At 76.1% G+C, this 22,485-nt stretch carries 4 protein-coding genes; all 4 read right to left on the reverse strand.

Translation table 11 applies throughout. The features are described 5' to 3' along the window. Positions 1-30 precede the first annotated feature (30 nt). Positions 31-1,281: an MFS transporter gene (locus D9753_RS02750; protein ID WP_121785555.1), complete on the reverse strand. Its 1,251-nt coding sequence runs from the start codon at positions 1,279-1,281 to the stop codon at positions 31-33. Beyond that, a complete protein-coding gene (locus tag D9753_RS02755) occupies positions 1,278-2,018 on the reverse strand; it encodes a GNAT family N-acetyltransferase (protein ID WP_240468010.1) in 741 nt (246 codons plus the stop codon). The genes D9753_RS02750 and D9753_RS02755 overlap by 4 nt, the downstream gene beginning before the upstream one ends. Positions 2,019-2,163: 145 nt before the next feature. Further along, complete coding sequence (locus D9753_RS02760) at positions 2,164-2,367, reverse strand: MbtH family protein (protein WP_121785556.1); 204 nt, start codon at positions 2,365-2,367, stop codon at positions 2,164-2,166. Between the two features lie 140 nt (positions 2,368-2,507). Next, the gene (locus D9753_RS02765) at positions 2,508-22,481 is read right to left on the reverse strand and encodes a non-ribosomal peptide synthase/polyketide synthase (RefSeq protein ID WP_121785557.1); all 19,974 of its coding nucleotides are present in this window, start codon (positions 22,479-22,481) and stop codon (positions 2,508-2,510) included. Positions 22,482-22,485 lie beyond the last annotated feature (4 nt).

Consider the following 22,485-nt stretch of genomic DNA (forward strand, 5'->3'; position numbering starts at 1 on the left):
CGGCCGCCCGCGCAGCCCCGGTGACGCGGCTCAGACGGCTGCCGTCCGGATGCCCCTGCTGAAGGTGGCCGTCAGCGCGGCGACGGCCACCAGTACCGGGAAGACCAGCAGGGCCGTCTCCGGCGCCCACCGTGCCAGCAGGGCCCCGGCGAGGGCGGGGGCGAGGGCGCTGGCCGAGCCGGCGGCGAGCAGCAGCCCGCCGACGACGCGGCCCTGGAGATGGTCGGGGGTGACGGCGGCCTGGTGTCCGAAGAGGGCGGCGTTCGCGGTGGGCCCGAGGAACACCGCGGCGGCCAGCGGTACGGCGGCCCAGACGGTGGTGGCCAGGAGGGTACCGACCGTCATGAGCGCGGCGGTCACCCAGCACAGCAGCGTGATCAGGACGGGCAGGCGCAGCCGCCGCTGGAGCGCCGGGGCGGCGAAGGCGCCGAGGAACCCGCCCAGGGCGAAGATCGTGCCGGCGAGGCCGACGAGGAACGGTGACAGGCCGGCGCGTCTGAGCGAGAGGGTCATCGCGAAGATCATGCCGGTGAAGGCCATGTTGAGCGGGGCGGCGATCAGCAGCAGGGCCCGCAGGAACGGATGGCTCAGCAGGAACCGCACACCCTCCGTGGCCGACGCGACGGCGGCCGGGGGCGCCTCCTGCCGGGCCTGCTGGAGGGGCCGGCGGATGAACAGGACGGCCGCCAGGGACAGCAGGAAGCTCAGCGCGTTGCCGAGGAAGGGCAGCGCCCGGCCGAGCCCGAACAGCAGGCCGCCCAGCGGTGGGCCGGCCAGCGAGACGCCGTAGGTCCGCGCCTCGTTGCGGGCCACGGCGGTGGTCAGTTGGTCGGTGCGGACGAGGTTGCGGACCGCGGCGTGCTCGGCGGTGCTGAAGACGGCGGTGGCGGCGGCGCCCGCCACCACCGCCGCGAGGATCAGCGGGAGCGAGGCCCTGTCCGTGACGACCGCGCAGCCGAGCAGGGCGTACACGGCGATCCGCAGGACGTCGCAGACGATCATCAGTCGGCGGCGGTCGAAGCGGTCGGCGAGGACACCGGCCGGCAGCCGGCACGCCATCGTGGTGACGAGGCCCGCCGTGCCGACGAGTCCGGCCCGCACCGGGGACCCGGTCCACTGGAGGACCAGCAGGGGCAGGGCCAGGTCCACCATGGCGCCGCCCAGGTCGGACAGGCACTGACCGGTCCACAGCAGGTTGAAGTCGCGGTTGCGCCACAGGCTCGGCGGCCGGCCGGTGTCCGCGCGCCCGGCGGCATCCTCGGTGAGCGGCGGCCGGGTCACACGGGGTCCTTCGCGTCCGAGGGCTCCGCGGAAGCCGTGCGGGGTGGGGCCGGAGCGGGTGGCGCCGTGAGCGGGGGCACCGGGGCGGCCACGGGCTCCGGGACGGCCGGGGGCAGCGCGGTGCCTGTGGGAGAGTCCGGGGTGACCGCGCCGGCCGGGACGCTGGTCATGGCCGGGGTGCCGGCCCCGGTCCGCGTGCCCGTCCCCTTGCCCGTGCCCGGTGTGGCCGGGTCGGCCGTGGTCGGGATGACGAGCAGCTTGGTGACGGCACCGTCGTCGTCGACGACGTCCCGGACGTGCCGGAAGCCCAGGCGGCGGCACATGGCGAGGCTGGCGGTGTTCCCGGCGCCCACCATGCCGTACGCCTCGGTGAGTCCCAGGTTCTCGGCGGCGTGCCGGAGCAGGCCGCGCACCACCTCGCCGCCCAGTCCGCGCCCCCAGTAGCCGGGGGCGAGCGCGGTGACGAGTTCGTGGCCGTCAACGTTGCCGGTCGGCTTCACCTCGGCGTGACCGACGTACGTGCCGGACAGCCACAGTCCCCACACGTCGAAGCGGCGGTTCGGGTAGACCTCGGTGAGGATGGCGCGGAACACCTCGCGGATTGCCGGTTCGGGTACGCGCTCCTGGCCCATCCAGCGGCACACCTCCTCGTCGCGCAGCAGGCTGACGAAGACGTCCTCGTGCTCGGGCCGGTACGGCAGGAACTCCAGGCGTTCGGTGCGCAGGACGGGGGTCATGGCGGGCTCCTCGGGAGTGATGCGGTGCGTTGAGGTGAGGGCCGAGGGCGGTGGGGCGCCGGGCAGCAGGCGGAATGGGGCGCGGGGGGGGAGGTGCCGGGCCGGCCCGGTGGGGCCGGCCCGGCGTGCCGGTGTCGGGGCCGGGTCAGGCCCCGGCGTTCTCCATGCGTTCGCGCAGGCTCTTCGGACGCATGTCGGTCCAGACCTCGTCGACGTGGGCGGAGCACTCGGCCTCGGTGCCCTCCTTGCCGACGGGCTGCCAGCCGGCGGGGACCTCGATGTCGACGGGCCAGAGGGAGTACTGCTCCTCGTCGTTGCGCAGCACCTGGTAGCGGGTGTTCTCGTCCATGTCGGGTTCCTTCGTCCTGTGGTTCGGGCGGTCGGCTGGGGAGGGTGGTGCGGGAACAGGGGGGCGGGTCGGGGCGCGGGGTGAGCGGGGGCCGTGCCGGACGGCTCGCCGGCGCGGCGCCCCGCGGGGGCGGAGGTTCGTCACCGGCCTCCCCTGGCGTGCCGGGCGAGGTGGCGCAGGGCCTCGGCGAACTCCTCGGCCACACGGCGCACGGTCGCCGTGTCGTGGACGCCGGGCCGATGGTGCCAGGTGAAGGCGAGGCGGCCGTGCTGTACCGCGCCCACCACCTCCACCAGGTGGGAGCCGGGGTCCCGGGGGTCGTGGTCCTGGCCGAAGGAGCCGTGTTCGGCGCGGACCAGGCCGCCGTCAGCGGTGTCGGGGCGGGCGTCCCACTGGCCGAGGTAGTTGAACACGACCTGGCTGTGCGCGCTGCCGCCGAGGCGCTCGCGGACCTCGGTCGGTCCGAAGGTGCGCAGGGCGCCGAAGCCGATGCCGTTGCCGGGCACGGCCCGTAGCTGGCGGCGCACCGACTTCACCAGGGACCGCCAGTCGCGGTCCGGGCCCAGGTCGCCGGGCTCGGACACCTGGAGCGCGACCGGGTACACGGTGGTGAACCAGCCGACCGTGCGGGAGAGGTCGACGCCGTCGAGCAGATCCTCGCGGCCGTGGCCCTCCAGGTCCAGGCGGATCCGGTCGTGTCCGGTCCAGCGGGCCAGCGCCAGGGCGAGGGCGGCGAGCAGGACGTCGTTGACCCGGGTGCGGTAGGCGGTGGGCGCGGAGCGCAGCAGGGCCTCGGTGTCCTCCTCGCCGAGTTCCACGTTCACCACGGCGGCCGGTCCCGGCCGGGCCGCCGGGGCGGGGTCCGCCGGGGCGGGTTCGGCGTGCACCGCCTGTTCCCAGTAGGGGAGTTCGTGGTCGAGGCCGCCGTCGGCGACGTACGCGGCGAGCCCCCGCGACCAGGCGCGGAAGCTGGTGCCGCGCTCCCCCAGCGTGACCCGGTCGCCCTGGAGCGCCTGCTGGTAGGCGGTCTCCAGGTCGTCGCGGAGGATGCGCCAGGAGACGGCGTCCACGACCAGGTGGTGGGCGACGAGGAGGAGGAAGACGGGCCGGTCCGGCTCGCCGGTGAACAGCGCCGCGCGCAACTGCGGGCCCCGGGCCAGGTCGAAGCTCGCGTGCAGCTCGTCGGCGGCCTTCGCCATGGCCGCGTCGGCGTCCTCGGCGGACAGCCCGGTGAGGTCGTGGCGGGTGAGGACGTCGTGGCCGCCGGCGGGCGGCGGGTTGAACTGCCGCCAGCCGTCCGCCTCCCGGGTGAACCGCATGCGCAGGGCGTCGTGGTGCTCCAGCAGCGCGTCGAGGGCGGCCCGCAGTGCCCGCGGGTCGGGAGCGCCGTCGAGTTCCAGCAGCGCCGACTGGTTGAAGTGGTGGTGGGCGGCGCGCGGGCCGGTCAGGAACCAGTGCTGGATCGGGGTGAGCGGCACCTCGCCGCTCACCGGGCCCTCCCCGGTCCGCTGGGGCGCGCTGCGGACGACGGTGGCGAGTTCGGCGACGGTCTGGTGGGTGAACAGGTCCCGGGTGGCGATGTGCAGGCCGTCGCGGCGCAGCCGGGAGACGACCTGCATGCTCAGGACGGAGTCGCCGCCGAGCGCGAAGAAGTTGTCGTCGGCGCCGACCTCGTCGATACCCAGCACGTCGGCCCAGATCCGGGCGATACGGCGTTCGGTCTCGGTGCGCGGAGCGGTCCGCGGCCCGTCGCCGGCGCGGACGGGACCGGGTGCGGGCAGGGCCCGCCGGTCGGTCTTGCCGTTCGGGGTGAGCGGCAGCCGGTCGAGCGGCACGAAGACCGACGGCACCATGTGCGGCGGGAGGAGCCCGCCCAGGTGCAGCCGCAGCTCGCCGACGGGCGGCGCGGCGGACGGCTCGGTCTGGACGACGTAGGCCACGAGCCGGGCGGGGGCGCCGGGGGTGTCCGCCTCGCGCACGGTCACGACCGCGTCGCGCACCAGGGGGCTGCGGCGCAGCGCGCTCTCGATCTCGCCGGGTTCGATGCGGAAGCCGCGCAGTTTGACCTGGTCGTCGGCGCGTCCGGCGAAACGGAGCAGGCCGTCGGCGGTCCAGCGGACCAGGTCCCCGGTGCGGTACATCCGCTCCCCCGGCGCGCCGAACGGGTCGGCGACGAAGCGCTGGGCGGTCAGTGAGGGCCGGCCCGGGTAGCCGCGGGCGAGTCCGGGCCCCGCGATGTACAGCTCGCCGGTCACGCCGGGCGGGACGGGTCGCAGAGCGGCGTCGAGGACGTGCACGCGGGTGCTGCCGGCGGGGCGGCCGATGGGCGGGGCGCCGGTGCCGGGGGTCAACGGGCCGGTCCAGGTGGCGACGACCGTGGCCTCGGTGGGCCCGTAGGAGTTGATCATCCGGCGGCCGGGCGCCCAGGTCTCCACCAGGTCGGCGGGGCAGGCCTCGGCGCCCACGATCAGCGTGCGCAGGGCGGGCAGGGCGGCGGCGGTCTCCGGCGCCACGGTGGCCAGCGCGGCCGGCGGGATCAGGGTGTGGGTGATGCGCCGCTCGGCGAGCACCTCCGCCAGCCGTTCCCCGACCAGTGGCCCCTCCTCGCCGGTGACCAGGGCGGCCCCGCTGAGCAGGGAGACACACAGTTCCAGGACGGAGGCGTCGAAGCTGGGCGAGGCGAACTGGAGCACCCGGTCGCCAGGGGCCGCCGCGTACTGTTCGGCGGCGGACGCGGCGAAGGCGGCCAGGCCCCGGTGGGTCACCGCCACGCCCTTGGGGGTGCCGGTGGAGCCCGAGGTGTAGATGACATAGGCGGGGTGCGCGGGGGTGAGCGCGGTGGGGCGGTCTGCGTCCGTGGGCGCGGTCTGCGGCCCGTCCGCGGTCCACACCTCGGCGGGGTCGCCGAGGACCAGGTGGGCGCCCGCGTCCCGGATCATGAACTCGCGTCGCTGGGGCGGGTAGTCGGGGTCCACGGGCAGGAACGCGCCGCCGGCCTTGGCGACGGCGAGCTGCGCCACCACCATGGCCGCCGAGCGGGGCAGGGCCAGGGCCACCACCCGCTCCGGTCCGACGCCGTCCCGCAGCAGCCGGTGGGCCAGCCGGTTGGCAGCCCGGTCGACGTCGGCGTAGGTCAGCTCCCGGTCGCCGTCCACGAGTGCCACCGCGTCCGGGGTGCGGACCGCCTGCCGTTCGAACAGCTCCGGCAGGGTCGCCTCGGGCACGGGCCGGAAGGTGCCGCGGCCCTGGTCAAGCAGGGTCCTCAGCTCGTCGTCGGAGGTCAGCGGCAGGGCGCCGAGCGGGCGGTCCGGATTCTCGGCGACGGCGTCCAGCAGGGTGCCGAGCTGGCCGGCCATCCGCTCGGCGGTGGCCGCGTCGAACAGGTCGGTGTTGTAGGTGAGCAGGCCGTGCAGGGCTCCCGAGTCGGTCTCGGCGAACTCCAGGGTGAGGTCGAACGCGGCCTGCTCCGACTCCGGTTCGACGTCGGTGACGTCCAGTCCCGGCAGGTCGAGGTCGGCTGCCGGGGTGTTCTGCAGGACGACCATGACCTGGAAGAGCGGGCTGCGGCTGGTGTCGCGGACCGGCTGCACCTCGTCCACGACCCGTTCGAAGGGCACGTCCTGGTGGGCGAAGGCGTCGAGGACGGTCTGCCGCACCGCGCCCAGGAAGGCGGTGAACGGCTGCTCGGCGTCGGCCCGGGACCGTAGCACCAGGGTGTTGACGAAGAACCCGACCAGGGCCTGGGTCTCGGCCCGGTCGCGGCCGGAGGTGACGGTGCCGACGGCGATGTCGTCGGTGCCGGAGAGCCGGGCCAGATAGGCCTGGGCGGCGGCGACGAGCGTGGTGAACAGGGTGGTGCCCCGGTCCCGGGCGAGCCCGCTCAGCCGTCGGGCAGTCCGGGCGGGGACGACCAGGCGGGTGGTGGCGCCGGCGCTGGTGCGCACCGGCGGCCGGGGCCGGTCGGTGGGCAGGTCCAGCGGTGCGGTGCCGGCCAGGTGCTGCTTCCAGTAGGCGAGCTGCCCGTCCGCGCCGGCGGCGCCGGCCGTGCGCTGCCAGTGCGCGTAGTCGGCGTACTGCACCGGCAGCGGCGGCAACTCGTGCCGTGCGAAGCCCAGTTCACTTCGGTAGAGGTGGGCGAGGTCGCCGAGCAGGACGGAGGTGGACCAGCCGTCGGTGACGATGTGGTGCAGGGTGAGGGTGAGTACGTGGTCGTGGCCGGTGAGCCGGACCAGCCCGGCACGCAGCAGTGGTCCTTCACGCAGGTCGAAGGGGCGGGAGCGTTCTTCGGCGAGCAGGGCCCGCAGCGCGGGTTCCCGTTCGCCGTCGGTGAGGTGGGACAGGTCGCGCACGGGGAGCGGTACGCCCTGGGGCGGGCGGACGCGCTGTACGCCGTGTCCGTCGACGCTGTCGAAGGTGGTGCGCAGCGACTCGTGCCGGGCCACCAGGGCGCCGAGGGCCGCGTGGAGGGCGCCGGTGTCCAGGGTGCCGTCCAGGCGCAGGGCGAGCGCGGTCACGTACTCGGCGCCGCCGGGGGCGAACTCCTCCAGGAACCACAGGCGTTGCTGGGCGTACGACATCGGCGCCGCGCCCTCGCGGGCGACCGGGACGATCTCCGGCCGGCCGCTGCCCTGCCGGGTGCCGAGCAGCCGGGCCAGGCCGGCGGGCGTGGGATGGCTGAACACCGCGCGGGGGGTGAGGTCGGTGTCGAAGTCCTCGGCGAGGCGGGAGGCGAGCCGGATGGAGAGGATCGAGTCGCCGCCGAGCCGGAAGAAGTCGTCCTCGACGCCGGGTGGTTCGATGCCCAGCACCTCGCCGAAGACGTCCGCCGTGCGGCGCTCGGTGTCGGTGCGCGGCTCCACCCTCCCGGCCTGGGCCGCGGCCCGCGGGGCGGGCAGGGCCGCCCGGTCCACCTTGCCGTTGCCGCTCAGCGGGAGGGCGTCGAGCGGGACGAAGGCGCCGGGGACGAGGTACTCGGGCAGCGCGCGGGCGGCGAAGGCCCGCAGCTCCTCGGTGTCCCGGCCGGCCGGGCCCACGACGTAGGCCACGAGCCGCCTGGCGCCCGGCCGGTCCTCGCGGGCCAGCACTGCCACGTCCACGACGCCGGGGTGGGCGGCGAGCGCCGCCTCGACCTCGCCGGGCTCCACCCGGAAGCCGCGGATCTTGACCTGGTCGTCGGCGCGGCCCAGGAACTCGACGGTGCCGTCCGGCCGCCGCCGGGCCAGGTCGCCCGTGCGGTACATCCGGGCTCCGGGCGGGCCGCAGGGGTCGGCGAGGAAGCGGGCCGCGGTGTCGCCGGGGCGGCCGAGGTAGCCACGGGCGACGCCTTCCCCGGCCACGTACAGCTCACCCGCGCAGCCCGGCGGCACGGGCCGCATCCGGGCGTCGAGGACGTGGACCCGCATGTCGTCCAGGGGGTGGCCGACGGGGACGGTGCCGGGCACCGCCGCCGGGTCCGTGAGCGCGTACGAGGTCGCGAAGGTGGTGGTCTCGGTGGGCCCGTAGCCGTCCACGACGGTCAGTCCGGGGCAGGCCGCCAGGACGCGGCGCACGGCCTGGGCGGGGACGACGTCGCCGCCGGTCCAGACCTGGCCGAGACCGCGGAAGCAGTCCGGCGCGTCCTGGGCGAGCAGCCGGAACAGGCCGGCGGTCAGCCACAGCGCGCTCAGCCCGTCACCGGCGGTCAGCCGGCGGATCAGTGCCGCGTCCACCCCGTCGCCGGGGGCCACGACGACACAGCCGCCGTTGAGGAGGGGCGCCCACACCTCGAAGGTGGCCGCGTCGAAGGCCACCGGCGAGTGCAGCAGCACCCGGGCGGACACCCCGCCGGTGAACCGGCTGTCGGTGGCGAGCGCCGCGACGTCACGGTGGCGTACGGCGACCGCCTTGGGCCGGCCGGTGGAGCCGGAGGTGAACATCACGTACGCCAGCCGGTCGGGATCGGCGGCCGGCGCCTGCTCCCCCGCGCCGGTGCCGTGCGCATGCCGGGCGGGACCGGCGGCCGGTGTTCCCTCGTCCGGGGGCCCGGGGCGGGCGGCGGCCACCTCGGCGGCGGTGAGCCGGACGGTCACGCCCGCCTGGGCGAGGAGGGTGCGGCGGCGCTCCTCGGGGGCCCGGGTGTCGACGGGCACGTAGGCGCCGCCCGCCCCGAGGACCGCGAGCTGGGCGACGACGAGTTCGGCGGAGCGCTCCATCAGCAGCGCCACCCGGTCCTCGGGGGCCAGCCCGTCGGCGAGCAGCCGGGCGGACAGGGCGCCGGACCACTCGGCCAGTTCCCGGTAGGTCACCGCACGGTCGCCGTCGGACACCGCTGTGGCGTCCGGGGCGCGACGGGCCTGCTCGGCGAACAGGTCCACCGGGCTGCGCGGGGCGGCGGGGCGGGCGGTGGCGTTCCAGGCGGCCAGCAGGCCGCGGTCGGCCGGGGTGAGCAGGTCCAGGTCCTCGATGCGCAGGTCCGGGTCGGCGAGGCCGGTGCCGGACCCGTCGGCGAGGACGGTGAGCAGGGCGGCGAACCGGTCCGCGGCGCGCTCGGCGGTGGCGGCGTCGAACAGGGCGGGGTCGTAGGAGAGGTCGAAGCCGAGCCGTTCGGCCAGGTGGGCGCGCAGGCACCAGGGGAAGGTGGTGGCGTCGTCGGCGCGCACCTCCTCCACGCGGACGCCCGTGCGGGCGGTGGCGGCCTCGTCCACGGGGTAGTTCTCGAACACCACCATGCTGTCGAACAGCGGTTCCCCGGCGGGGATCCCGGTGGCGGCCTGGATGCGGGGCAGGGCGAGGAAGTCGAAGCGGCGGGCGTCGCTCTGCCGCTCCTGGAGGCCACGCAGCCACGGCAGGACGGGTCCGGACGGGACGCGGACACGGGTCGGCACCGTGTTGATGAACATGCCGATCATGCCTTCGACGCCGGGCAGTTCGGCCGGGCGGCCGGAGACGGTGGTGCCGAACACCACGTCGTCCCGGCCGCTGTACCGGGCCAGCAGCAGCGCCCAGGCGCCCTCCAGCACGGTGTTGACGGTGAGCCCGGCGCGGGCGGCGGTCTCCCGCAGCCGCTGCGAGACGCCGGCGTCCAGCTCGTGGTGGACGGCCGCGGCGGACCGGGCCCGGTGGGCCTCGGCCGGCGTGCGGTCGTAGGGCAGCGGGGTACGGGCGGTGAACCCGGCCAGGGCGTCGGCCCAGTGCCGTCCGGCCGCCGTCTCGTCCTGCTCGCGCAGCCAGTGCAGGAAGTCCGCGAAGGGCCGCCGTACCGGGGGTGGCGTGTGCGGGCCGCCGGTCAGCTCGGCGTAGCGGGCGCAGACCTCGGTGAGCAACTGTCCGGTGCTCCAGCCGTCGAGGACGATGTGGTGGGTGGACCACAGCAGCAGCACCTCGTCGCCGGGCAGGGCGGCCAGGGTGAGGCGGGTCAGCGGTGCGGCGGTGAGGTCCATGCCCGCCGCGCGGTCCTCGGTGAGCAGCCGTTCGGTCGCCTCGGCGCGCCGGCCGGGGGTGAGGGTGCGCCAGTCGAGGTGGGTGACGGGCAGCTCGGCGTGCCGGTGGACGATCTGGACGGGGTGGGGCAGGCCCTGCCAGTGGACGCTCGTGCGCAGGGCCGGGGTGCGGTCGGCGACCTGCTGCCAGGCCGCGGCGAAGGCGTCCGGGTCGGCCACGCCGGACAGCCGTACGGCCGTGCGGTCGAAGTAGGCGTGCTCGGTGTCGACGAGGCCGTGGAAGAGCATGCCGGACTGGAGCGGGGTGAGCGGCAGGACGTCCTCGACGTGGCGGCCGTCGCCGACGAGCCGGTCCAGCCGGTCCTGGCTGAGGCCGGCGAGGGGGAAGTCGGAGGGGGTGCGGCCGCCCGCGCCGGGGCGGGCGCAGTGCGCCACGAGGTCGCGCAGGGCCGTGGTGGTCTCCTCGGCGAGCCGGTCGACGGTGGCCCGGTCGTAGATCTCCGCCGGGTAGGTCCAGCCGAGTTCGAGGCGGCCCTGCTGGACCACGCCGGTGATGTCCAGGAGGTAGGGGCGCTCTTCAGCGGGGTCGGTGTCCCGGCCGGCCGGGGGCAGGGAGCCGCGGATCAGGCCGTCGGCGGCGGTGCCGCCGGCGTCCCACTGGCCGTGGTAGTTGAAGCCGACCTGCGGGGCCGGGGCGGAGGTGAGCGGGCTGTCGGGCCGGAGGTGACGCAGGGCGCCGTGGCTCAGGCCGTGCAGCGGTACGGCGCGGAGCTGCTCCTTGACCGAGCGTAGGGTGTCGTGCCAGCCGGCGTCGGGGTCGACGCGCAGGGCGAGGGGGAACTCGGCGGTGAACCAGCCCACGGTCCGCGACAGGTCGACGTCCTCGAACAGGTCCTCCCGGCCGTGGCCCTCCACGCCGAGCAGCACGGTGTCGCGCCCGCACCAGCGGGCCAGGGTGCGGCCGAGGGCGCTGAGGAGGACGTCGTTGACCTGGGTGCGGTAGACCTCGGGGACCTGACGGAGCAGGGCGTCGGTGGTCTCGGCGTCCAGGGTGACGGTGACGGTGGCGGCGGTGCCGTGGGTGTTGGCGCCGGGGCGTCCGGCGGCGGGCAGCCCGGCCGGGGCGGCGGTGGCGCGTGTCCAGTGGGGCAGGTCCGCGTCCAGGCCGCCGGAGCGGGTGTGCCGGTCGAGGCGGGCGGCCCAGTGGCCGTAGGACGTGCCCGGGGCGGGCAGCGCGGCGGGCTGCCCGGCCGCGGCGGCCCGGTGGGCGCTCTCCAGGTCCGCCAGCAGGATGCGCCAGGAGACGCCGTCGATCACCAGGTGGTGGGCGGTGATGACGAGTTGCCCCGTCCGCCGCGGGCCGAGGTCGAGGAACAGGACGCGGACGACCCGGCCCTCGGCGGGGTCGAGGGCGGCCTGTGCCTCGTCGGTGAGCCGCTGCGCGTGCGCCTCCGCCGCCGCGTCGTCCAGCCCGGCCAGGTCGTGCCGGGTGAAGACGCCGTCCGGTGCCTCGTCCAGCACCTGCTGGCGCCAGCCGTCGGCGGTGCGGCGGAACCGCGTCCGCAGGGCCGCGTGGTGGCGTACGAGGGCGTCGGTGGCCTGCCGCAGTGCCAGGGGGTCGGTGTCCGGGGCGAGTGCGAGGCGCTGGGTCATGGTGAAGCGCGGTTTCTGCCCGGGGTCGCGCCCGTCCAGGTACCAGTGCTGGATGGGGGTGAGCGGCGCCTCGGCCGGGGTGTCCTCGCCGGTTGCCGTGCGGGGCGCCGACTCGCTGGTGTGCAGGGCGAGTTCGGCGACCGTCTGGTGGCGGAAGACGTCCTTGGTGGTGAGCGCGAGGCCGGCCTGCCGGGCCCGGGAGACGATCTGGATGCTGAGGATGGAGTCGCCGCCGAGCGCGAAGAAGTTGTCCCGGGTGCCGACCCGTTCCACGCCGAGGACCTCGGCCCAGATCGCGGCGAGGCGTTCCTCGGTGCCGGTCCGGGGGGCGGTGTACGGGGTGGCGCTGTCGGGCTGCGCGGGCGGGGCGGGCAGGGCACGCCGGTCGGTCTTGCCGCTGGTGGTGCGCGGAATGCCGGCGAGCGTGACGAACGCGGCGGGCACCATGTGGTCGGGCAGGGTACGGCGCAGGGCGACGCGGAGGCCGTCGGCGGAGAGGGTCCGGCCGGCGGCGGGCACCACGTAGGCGACGAGCATGAGGCGGCCGGCGTGTTCGCGCGCGGTCACCGCCGCGTCGGTGACGTCGGGGTGGCCGAGGAGGGCGGCCTCCACCTCGCCGGGCTCGATGCGGAACCCGCGGATCTTGACCTGTTCGTCGGTGCGTCCGAGGAACTCCAGCAGCCCGTCCCGGTCCCAGCGGGCCCGGTCCCCGGTGCGGTACATGCGCTCGCCCGGCGCGCCGAACGGGTCGGCGAGGAAGCGGGCGGCGGTCAGTGAGGGCCGGTTCAGGTAACCGCGGGCCACCTGCGCCCCGGCCAGGTACAGCTCGCCGGGTGTGCCGGGCGGGACCGGGCGCAGCGCGGCGTCGAGGACGTGGGCGCGCAGGTTGCCGCCGGGTCGGCCGAGAACCGGCCGGCCGGGCCGGTCGGCGCAGCGGCCGTACACGGCGTCGACGGTGCACTCGGTGGGCCCGTACATGTTGTACACGGCCACGCCGAGTTCGCGTTCGGCGCGCACGAGGTCCTGCCAGGTGGCCGGGGTGACGGCCTCGCCGCCGACGAGCAGCAGCCGCGGATGGTGGCGGCCGGGGGCGAGCAGGCCGGCGGAGGTGAGTTCGCGCAGGAAGGAGGGGGTGACGTTCACCAGGTCGAGGCGGTGTGCGGCGACCTGGGCGCAGAAGGCCTCCGGGTCAAGGCGTACGTCCTCGTCGACGAGGTGGACCTCGTGGCCGAGGGCGAGGAGCAGCGGTCCTTCCCAGGAGGTGTCGAAGGAGAAGGAGGCGCTGAGCGCGGCCCGCAGCCGCCGCCCGTCGGCGGTGTGCGGGGCGAGCAGGTTCTCGCGGTGGTCGCGGCAGAGGTTGACGAGCTGCCGGTGTTCGACGGCGACGCCCTTGGGGCGGCCGGTGGAGCCGGAGGTGTGGATGACGTAGGCGGTGTGTTCGGGCAGCAGCGGCCGTACGCGGTCCGCGTCGGCCGGGTCGTGGGCGGGCAGCCGGTCCCAGGGCACCGCGTCGAGGCCGGTGAGCAGGGTGTGCGGCCGGACGTCGTCGAGGAGGAACGCGACGCGGTCCTCCGGCAGTGCGGGGTCGAGGCAGACCAGGGTGGCGCCCGCCTTGAGGACGGCGAGCACCGCCACCACCAGGTCGGAGGTGCGCGGGAGCCGAACCGCGACGACGTCCTCGGGGCCGGCGCCGCCGGCGATGAGGTGGTGGGCGAGCCGGTTGGCCCGCTGGTTCAGGGTGGCGAGGTCGAGGGTGGCGTCCCGGGCCACCAGGGCGGTGTGGTGCGGGGTGCGGGCGGCCTGGGCCTCGAACAGGGCGGGGAAGGTGGTGTCCGGCTCGGACAGGCGGACGCCCGTGCCGTACCGGAGCACCTGCTGCCGCTCGTCGTCGGTCATCAGCGGCAGGGCGCCCACGGCCCGCTCCGGGTCCTCGGCGGCGGCCTCCAGCAGGATCCGCAGCCGGCCGGCGAGCCGCTCGGCGGTGCCGGCGTCGAAGAGCCCGGTGTTGTACTCCAGGTAGCCGGTGAGGCCGCCGTCGCTCTCCACGAAGTCGAAGGCGAGGTCGAAGGTGGCGTTGCGGACCGGCGGGGTCACCGGTTCCACCGTGAGGCCGGGCAGCCGGGGCGTCTCGCCGCCCAGGTTGTGCAGCGCGACCATCACCTGGAACAGCGGGGTGCGGCTGGTGTCGCGTTCGGGCTGGAGGGCGTCCACGACACGTTCGAAGGGGACGTCCTGGTGGGCGAACGCCTCCAGCACGGTGGCGCGCACCTCGGTGAGCAGCTCCCGGAAGGGCAGGTCGGGGCGGACGCGGGCGCGGAGCACGAGGGTGTTGACGAACATGCCGACCACGTCGTGCAGTTCGGACCGCTCACGGCCGGCGGTGACCGTGCCGACGGTGATGTCCTCCTGGCCGGCCCAGCGGGCGAGCAGCACCTGGCAGGCCGTCACCAGGGTCATGTAGAGGGTGGCGTCGGCCTCCCGGCCGCGCTCGCGCAGCCGCCCGGTCAGCGCGGCGGGCAGGGTGAAGGTCACCAGGGCGCCGTCGCGGGTGCGGACGGCCGGACGGGGCCGGTCGGTGGGCAGTTCCAGCGGGGTCACGCCGTCCAGGGCCCGGCGCCAGTGCGCGAGGTCGGCCTCGGCGTGGCCGGTGCGTCCGCGCTGCCAGGCGGCGTAGTCGGTGTAGCGGACCGGCAGGGCGGGCAGGGCGGGGCGGCGGCCGTCCAGGGCCGCCGCGTACAGCTCGCCCAGGTCCCGGCCGAGGACGCCGACGGACCAGCCGTCGGTGGCTATGTGGTGCACGGCGAGGACGAGGACGTGCTCGTCGGCGGCGAGCCTGGCCAGGCGGGCGCGCAGCAGCGGTCCGGCGGCCAGGTCGAACGGGGTGGCGGCCTCGTGCTCGACGAGGGCGTCCACGGCGGCCGGGTCCGCGAGGTCCTCCACGGGGAGGTCGACGGGCCGCGGCGGGTGGACGATCTGATGGGCCCGGCCGTCGTGGTCGGCGAAGGTGGTGCGCAGCGTCCCGTGCCGGGCGACCAGGCCGTCCAGGGCGGTGCGCAGCGCGCCGGTGTCCAGCGGGCCGCGCAGGCGCAGCACCGACAGGGTGGTGTACTCGGTGCTGCCCGGCTCGAACCGGTCGAGGAACCACAGCCGTTGCTGGGCGTACGACAGCGGGGCCGGGGTGTCCGTGCCGGCGGCCGGGATGACGTCGTCGGTGCTCCCCGTCCCGGGGTCGCCCAGCGCCGCCGCGAGGGCGGACAGCGTGGGGTGGGTGAACAGCAGCCGGGGCGAGACGTCCGTGCCGAAGGCGGCCCGCAGCCGGGAGGTGACCCGGACGGCGAGGATGGAGTCGCCGCCGAGGGCGAAGAAGTCGTCGTCGGCGCCCACCTCGCCGGTGTCCAGGACGTCGGTCCACGCGGCGGCCACGAGCCGTTCGGCGGGGGTGCGCGGCGCGGTCCGCGCGGCGTCGGCGGCGAAACCGTCCGGGCCGGGGGCGGGCAGGGCGCGCCGGTCGAGCTTGCCGTTGACGGTGAGCGGCAGGGCGGCCATCGGCACGTAGGCCGCGGGCACCATGTGCGCGGGCAGCAGCCGCTCCAGGTGGGCGCGGAGTTCCGCGGCGGAGGGGGGCGGCACGGTGCGGTCCCCGGTGCCGGTGCCGACGACGTGGGCCACCAGCCGGCGGGTCCCGGCGGTGTCCTCGTACACGCCGACGGCCGCCGCGCCCACGCCCGGATGGGTGTGCAGGGCGGCCTCGATCTCGCCGGGTTCGATGCGGTAGCCGCGGATCTTGACCTGCTGGTCGGCGCGGCCCAGGTACTCCAGGGTGCCGTCGGCCCGGCGGCGGGCCCGGTCCCCGGTGCGGTACATGCGGGTGCCGGGCCGCCCGAACGGGTCGGCGGGGAAGCGGGCCGCGGTGAGGCCCGGCCGGTTCAGGTAGCCGCGCGCCAGGCCTTCGCCGGCGACGAACAACTCCCCCACCGCGCCGGGCGGTACGGGATTCAGAGTGTCGTCGAGGACGTGGACCCGCAGGTCGGGGATGCCGGTGCCGATGGGGCTGGCGGTGCCGCCGCGGGCGGCGTCGCGGTCCAGGGGCGCGTAGGTGACGTGCACGGTGGTCTCGGTGATGCCGTACATGTTGACCAGCCGGGGCGCGGTGTCCGGGTGGCGGGCGTACCAGTCGGCGAGGCGGGTCACGTCCAGCGCCTCGCCGCCGAAGATCACGGTGCGCAGCGCCAGCCGGTCGCCGGTGGCGGGGAGTTCGGCGTCCGCGCGGATCAGCGGGTAGAACGCGGAGGGGGTCTGGTTGAGGACGGTGACCTGTTCGTCGGCGAGCAGCCGCAGGAAGTCCTCCGGGGAGCGTGCGGTGTCCTCGGGGACGACGACGAGCCGGCCGCCGTGCAGCAGCGGGCCCCACAGCTCCCACACCGAGAAGTCGAAGGCGTAGGAGTGGAACAGGGTCCACACGTCGTCGGGTCCGAAGCCGAACCACTGCCGGGTGCGGGTGAACAGCCGGATCACGTTGGCGTGCGGGACGACGACGCCCTTGGGGCGGCCGGTGGAGCCGGAGGTGTAGATGGCGTAGGCGGGGCTGTCGGGCGTCGGGCGGCGGGCCGGGTCCGCCGGGCCGGTGGCCGGACGCCTGGCCAGGTCCTCCCGTACGGCGGGGTCGTCGAGCAGCAGGACGGGCACGCTGGTGCCGGCCTCGGTCCGGGTGGTGGTGACCAGGGCCACCGGCCGGGCGTCGGTGAGGATGCTCCGGACGCGTTCGGCGGGCAGCGCGGGGTCGACGGGCAGATAGGCGGCGCCGGCCTTCAGCACGGCGAGGACGGCCACGACCAGGTCGGTGGAGCGGGGCAGCGCGAGGGCCACGAACGTCTCGGGTCCGGCGCCGAGTTCGGCGAGGCGGTGGGCGAGGCGGTTCGCCCGCGCGTCCAGGGTGGCGTAGTCGAGGCGGTCGTCGCCGCAGCTTACGGCCTCGGCGTGGGGGGTACGGGCGGCCTGTGCCGCGAACAGGCCGGGCAGCGTCCCGTCGGGCCGGCCCTCGGCGGTGCCGTTCCACTCGGTGAGCAGCCGGTGCCGTTCCTCGGCGGTGGTCCAGGCGAGGGCGCGCAGCGGGCGGTCGGGGTCGTCGGCCAGCTCGGTGAGGAGCAGGCACAGCCGGCCGGCGAGCGCCCGGACGGTCGTCGCGTCGAACAGCCCGGGGTCGTAGGCGAGGTCGAAGCCGAACCTTTCGCCCTGGTAGGCCCGCAGGACGAGGGGGTAGTTGGTGGCGTCCCGGGAGGAGACGTCCGTCAGGCGTATCCCGGAGCCGGCCGCACCCGCCTCGTCGAAGGGGTAGTTCTCGAAGGCGACCATGCTGTCGAACAGCGGGCTGCCGGCGGGCACGTCGCTCAGGCCGGTCAGCTCGGCGAGGGACACCGCGGCGAACCGGCGGGCCTCGGCCTGCGCCTCCTGGAGTTCCCTGAGCCAGGCGGTGGCGGTACGGCCGCCGTCCACCCGGACGCGGGTGGGCAGGGTGTTGATGAACATGCCGACCATCGACTCGACGCCGGGCAGGTCGTCGGGGCGGCCGGAGACGGTGGTGCCGAACAGCACGTCCGGTTCGGCGCTGTAGCGGGACAGCAGCAGCGCCCAGGCGCCCTGCACCACGGTGCCGAGGGTGAGGCCGGCCGACCGGGCGGTGCGGGCCAGATGTGCGGAGACCTCCTCGGACAGTCCGGCCGTGTGCACGTCGGCGGAGCGGGTCTCGTGTCCGGGACGGCGGACGCGGTCGGCGGGCAGCGGGGTGGGGGTGGCGAAGCCGTCGAGGACGGTCCGCCAGTGCGCGCGGGCGGCGTCGGTGTCCTGGCCGGCCAGCCAGCGCACGTAGTCGCCGAACGGCCGCCGTACCGGGGGCCGCGGCTCGGTGCCGGCGGTGAGCGCCGCGTACTCCGCGAACACCTCGGTGAGCACCTGGGCGAGGCTCCAGCCGTCCAGGATCAGATGGTGGGAGGTCCACAGCAGGTGCAGCCGGGCGTCGGGCAGCCGGACGAACGTCAGCCGCATCAGGGGCGCCGTGTCGAGGTCGATGCCGCGTGCGAGGTCGTCGGCGCGCAGCCGGGCGAGCCGGTCGGCCCGCTCGGCCGCGTCCAGTTCCCGCCAGTCGAACCGCTCCACCGGCACGGTGACGCCGCGGTGCACGACCTGGAGCGGTACCGGCACGTCCTCCCACACCACACGGGTGCGCAGGGCGGGGGTGCGGTCGGTGACGCGCTGCCAGGCGACGGCCAGGGCGTCGGGGTCGCCGACGCCCTCCAGCAGCAGCGCGGCCTGGTCGACGTACACGTCGTCCGGTCCGCCGACGAGCCGGTGGAAGAGCATGCCCTCCTGGAGCGGGGTGAGCGGCAGCAGGTCCTCCACGTCCCGGCCGTCGCCGGCGAGCCGGTCCACGCCGGCCTGGTCCAGGCGGGCGAGGGGGAAGTCCGAGGGGGTCCGGCCGCCCGCGCCGGGGCGGGCGCAGTGCTCGGCGATGGCGGCGAGGGCGCCCACCATGCCGTCGGCCAGCCGCCGGACGGTGTCGGCCCGGTGCACCTGGTCGCTGTAGTGCCAGGTGATCTCCAGCTCGCCGTCGGAGACCACGGCGGAGACGTCCAGCAGGTGGTCCAGGGGCCGGGTGGGGTCCACGTCGCGGCCGGGTACGTCGGCGGTGGGCGCGAAGTCCCCTCCGGGGGCGGCCTCCCACTGGCCGTGGTAGGTGAAGCAGACCGGGGGCAGCGGGAGCGCGCCGAGGGCGCGGGCCTCCGGCCGGGGTGAGCCGAGGTGGCCGAGCGCCTGGTAGGTCAGCCCGCGGCGGGGTACGGCCCGCAGCCGCTCCTTGACGGCCTTGAGGGTGGCGCCCCAGTCGGCCGGGTCCGCCGGGGTGAGGGTCACCGGGTACTGGGTGGTGAACCAGCCGACGGTGCGGGACAGGTCGGCACCCTCGGCCAGGTCCTCCTCGCGTCCGTGGCCCTCCAGGGCGACGGTCACCCGGTCGGTGCCCGTCCAGTCCGCGAGGACCCGGCCCAGCGCGCTCAGCAGCACGTCGTTGACCTGGGTGCGGTACACACCCGGCACGCGGCGCAGCAGCGCGTCGGTGGTCGCGCGGTCCACGCGGGTGCGTACGGTGCGCACGGACCCGGCGAGCGGGGTGCCGGGCAGGTCCACGGGCAGCGGGGTGCGGGGCTGGGCGGCCTCCTCGGTCCAGTACGGCAGGTCGTCGTCCAGGTCACCGGCCCGGACCCGGTCGGCGAGCCGGCGCGCCCAGTCGGTGAACGGGGTGTGCTCGGGTTCCAGCCGGCATTCCCCGCCCGCCGCGGCCTGCCGGTAGGCCAGTTCGAGGTCGGCGAGCAGCACCCGCCAGGAGACGCTGTCGACCGCCAGGTGGTGGGCGGTGAGGAACAGCCGGGGCCGTTCGCCGCCGGACAGCAGGGCCGCGCGCAGCAGGGCGCCGGTGGCCGGGTCCAGCGCGGCGCGGGCGGCGTCGGCGGCCTCGGCGGGCGGGGTCGCGGGGTCGTGGCGGGTCAGCAGTGCGGTGGCCGGGCCGGTGCCGGGGTCATGCCGCCAGGTCCGCTCCGTGCGGGTGAAACGGGCGCGCAGCGACGGGTGGTGGGCCACGACGGCTTCCAGCGCGCGTTCCAGGGCGTGCGGGTCGAGGTCGTGGGGGAGGTCGAGCAGCATCGACATGCTGAAGTGCCGCACTGGGCCGTGGGTGGCGAGGAACCACTCCTGGACCGGGGTGAGCGGGGCGGGCCCGTCCTCGTGCGGGCGCCGGGGCGCGGGCAGGGGTGCGCTGCGGTGGGACGCGGCGGCGGCCAGGTCGGCGACGGTCTGGTGGCGGAAGACGTCCTGGGAGCCGATGCGCAGGCCCGCGGCGCGGGCGCGGGCGACGGCCTGGATGCTGAGGATGGAGTCGCCGCCCAGCTCGAAGAAGTTGTCCGTGACGCCGACCCGGGGCACGCCGAGCACCTCGGCCCAGATGCCGGCCAGCGTCTCCTCGTCCGGGGTGCGGGGGGCGGCGAACTCGCGCTGCCCCTCGGTGGGCGCGGGGGCGGGCAGCGCACGGCGGTCCAGTTTCCCGCTGGTGGTCAGCGGCAGCGCGTCGAGCGGGGTGAAGGAGGACGGGACCAGAGGGTCCGGCAGGGTGCGGCGCAGGGCCGCCCGCAGGTCGGCCGGGGCGGGGCGGGGCGCGCCGGGCGCGGGGACGACGTAGGCGGCGAGGCGGGTGTGGCCGTGCGCGTCGGGCGCGGCGACGACCGCGGCGGCGCCGATCCCGGGCAGCGCGAGCAGCGCGGCCTCGATCTCCCCGGGCTCGATGCGGTGGCCGCGGACCTTGACCTGGTCGTCGGCGCGGCCCAGGTAGTCCAGGCGGCCGTCGGCGGTCCAGCGGGCCAGGTCGCCGGTGCGGTACATGCGGGTGCCGGGCGGGCCGTAGGGGTCGGCGGGGAAGCGTGCCGCGGTCAGGCCGGGGCGGCCGGTGTAGCCGCGGGCCAGTTGGTCGCCGGCGAGGTACAGCTCGCCGCCGACGCCGGGCGGCACGGGCTGGAGCCGGTCGTCGAGGACGTAGGCGCGGACGCCGGGCAGGGGACGGCCCACGAGCGGGCGGTCGCCGCCGTCGATACGGCAGGACAGCGCGTCGACCGTGCACTCGGTGGGGCCGTAGAAGTTGTGGGCGGTCACGTCCGGGTGGGCGGCCAGCTCGCGCCACAGGGCGGGGCCGACGGCCTCGCCGCCGAGCATGAGGACCCGAGGGTGGTGCCGGGGGTCGGTGAGCAGTCCGGCGGGCAGCAGTTGCCGTAGGTAGGACGGGGTGACGTCGAGGAAGTCGACGCGGTGTTCGACCACGTACTCGACCAGGGCGGCCGGGTCCATCCGGGTCATCTCGTCGACCAGGTGCAGCGGGTGGCCGTCGGCCATCAGCAGCACGCCCTCCAGGGATGTGTCGAAGGAGAACGACGCGGTGAGGGCCACCCGCAGCGGGCCGCCGCCCGCGTCGGCGACGAAGCCCTCTCGGTGGGCGGCCAGCAGGCGCACGGCCGAGCGGTGGGCCACGGCGACACCCTTGGGGCGGCCGGTGGAGCCGGAGGTGTAGATGACGTAGGCGGTGTTCTGCGGGTGCAGCGGGGCGCGCCGGTCGGCGTCGGTGGGGTCGGTGTCCGGGGCGGTCGCGGGCACCGCGCGCAGGGTGGCCTCGTCCAGGACCAGGGCGGGGCGGGCGTCGTCGAGGAGGTAGCGGACGCGTTCCTCGGGCAGGGCCGGATCCAGGGGCAGGTAGCCGGCGCCGGACTTCCAGGTCGCGAGGATCGCCACGATCATGTCGGCGGTGCGGGGCAGCCGCAGCGCGACCAGTTGTTCGGGGCCCGCGCCCAGGGCGATGAGGTGGTGGGCGAGCCGGTTGGCGCGGGCGTTGAGGGCGGCGTAGTCGAGCCGTTCGCCACCGGCGACGAGGGCGGGGGCGCCGGGTGTGCGGGCGGCCCGCCGCTCGAAGAGGGCGGGGTAGGTGGTGTCGTCCACCGGCCGCGCCGCGGGGTTCCAGTCGTGGACGACCTGCCGGGTCTCCGCCTCGGACAGCAGGGGCAGGCTGCCCAGGGCCCGGTCGGGTGCGCCGGCGGCGCCCTCCAGGAGGCGCAGCAACTGTCCGGTCATCCGCTCGGCGGTGGCCGGGTCGAACAGGTCGGTGCGGTACTCCAGCAGGCCGGTCAGGTCCTCGCCGTCCGGGACGAACTCCACGCTCAGGTCGAAGGTGGCCGCCTGCCGGGGCACGGTGACCGGCGCGGTGCCGAGTCCGTGCGGGGCGGTCGCGGTGGGCGGGTCGGGGTGCAGCAGGACGAGCACGTCGAACAGCGGGTTGCGGCCCGCCTCGCGGGGTGCGCCCACCGCTTCCACGATCCGCTCGAACGGCGTGTCGCCGTGGGCGAAGGCGCCGTTGACCGTGTCGGCCGCCTCCGCGAGCAGGTCGCGGAAGGTGGCGGAGGGGTCCACGGTGGTGCGCAGCACGACCGTGTTCACGAAGAAGCCGACGGTCCGTTCCAGGTCGGTGCGGGACCGGCCGGGGGTGAGGGAGCCGACGGTGATGTCGTCCTGGCCGGACCAGCGGGCCAGCAGGGCCTGGGTGGCGGCGACCAGGGTGGTGTGCAGGGTGGTGCGGTGGTCCCTGGCGAGGTCGCGCAGCCGGGCCGTGAGGCGGGCGGGGACGGTGAAGGTGTGGACGGCGCCCGCACCGGCCTCCTCGCCGCGCCGCGGCCGGTCCAGGGGCAGTTCCGGGGCCACCGCGCCGGTCAGCCGGTCCTTCCAGTAGGCGAGGTGCTTCTCGAGCCGGGCCCCGGAGAGCTGCTCGCGCTGCCACACCGCGAAGTCCGGGTACTGCGTGGCCACCGGGGGCAGCTCCGGTGCGGCGCCCCGGGCGAGGGCGTCGTAGGCGGTGCACAGTTCGTCCAGGACCAGGCCCATCGACCAGCCGTCGGTGACGATGTGATGAGCGGTCAGGAGCAGGACGTGCGAGGTGGCGGACTCGCGCAGCAGCAGCGCCCGCAGCAGGGGGCCCTGCCGCAGGTCGAAGGGGCGGGAGTACTCCGCCCGCAGGTCCGCGTCCAGGTCGCCGGTGTCGCGGACCGGCAGCGGCACCGGGCCCGCGGGGTGCACGCTCTGCACGGGCCGGCCGTCGGTCTCCGTGAACGTGGTCCGCAGCGCCTCGTGCCGGGCCACCACGGCGGTCAGGGCCGCGCGCAGCGCCTCGTGGTCGGGGGTGCCGGTGAGGCGGACCGCGACCGCGCTGTTGTAGCGCGCGTCGCCCGGCCGCAGGCGGTCCAGGAACCACAGGCGCTGCTGGGCGAAGGACAGGGGCAGCGGGTGGTCCCGGCCGGCGCGCGGGATGCCCTGCCGGGTGCCCGGTGCGGCGGCCCCGGCCCGTCCGGCGAGGCGCCGGCGCAGTGCTTCCTTCAGGTCGGCGGGGAGGGCCGCGGCGCGGTCGTGCCGGGCGGACGCCGGGGTGCCGGGGCGGTGGTCGGGGTTCGACGGGGTCGAAGACGTCATGGTC

It is taken from the genome of Streptomyces dangxiongensis, from assembly GCF_003675325.1.
In the GTDB taxonomy this organism is placed as follows: domain Bacteria; phylum Actinomycetota; class Actinomycetes; order Streptomycetales; family Streptomycetaceae; genus Streptomyces; species Streptomyces dangxiongensis.

Excerpts from the sequence above, each read along its gene's own strand:
- D9753_RS02755 (WP_240468010.1), bottom strand. The coding sequence starts at position 2,018 with ATGACCCCCGTCCTGCGCACCGAACGCCTGGAGTTCCTGCCGTACCGG.
- D9753_RS02760 (WP_121785556.1), bottom strand. The coding sequence starts at position 2,367 with ATGGACGAGAACACCCGCTACCAGGTGCTGCGCAACGACGAGGAGCAG.
- D9753_RS02765 (WP_121785557.1), bottom strand. The coding sequence starts at position 22,481 with ATGACGTCTTCGACCCCGTCGAACCCCGACCACCGCCCCGGCACCCCG.